The 509-nt window shown below is 54.2% G+C and carries 1 protein-coding gene; it reads left to right on the top strand.

From position 1 onward, the window contains the following. Nucleotides 1-133: 133 nt before the first annotated feature. Nucleotides 134-509 (top strand): DUF945 family protein (locus tag TU76_RS24385; RefSeq protein WP_048352722.1); only part of this gene is annotated, 376 nt, incomplete at its 3' end.

Raw genomic sequence — 509 nt, 5'->3', positions numbered from 1 at the left:
CTCGATTCTTGCGCTCTACAGCCGCCGCCTCTGGCTAACAGCCAGTGTTAACCTGCACCCACTTTTCGGCCCATGACGGGTTCAGCAAAGACCGCATATCTTTCAACAGAACGGACATTGAACGGGTCAATTGATGAAAAAACCTTTAGGCGTATTGGTAGGGATTGTCGTTGTCGTCGGCGTTATAAGCACGGCTGGCGCGTGGTACACCGGGACCAAAATTGAAAGCGTTTTACAGGCGTCGATTCAGAAGGCCAATCAGGAGCTTGCATCGCAACTGGAGGGTACCTCGGTCCACGGTACTGTCGAGCTGGTTTCACTGGAGAGTCGTTTCTATAGCAGCACGGCACGCTATCGAGTCAACGTACAAGACGACGCTTCCGGCCCGGATGCCCAGCCGCTGGAATTGCTGATAGTCGATGAACTCGAGCATGGCCCCTTGCCCTGGTCACGTATCAAGACCTTCAAGTGGCTACCTGTGATGGCGAGTAGCAGCTATGTGCTGGAGG

The organism is Pseudomonas psychrophila, from assembly GCF_001043005.1.
Classification (GTDB): domain Bacteria; phylum Pseudomonadota; class Gammaproteobacteria; order Pseudomonadales; family Pseudomonadaceae; genus Aquipseudomonas; species Aquipseudomonas psychrophila.
Note: the sequence above shows the minus strand (reverse complement) of the source record. Positions and strands in the feature narration are given on the sequence as shown.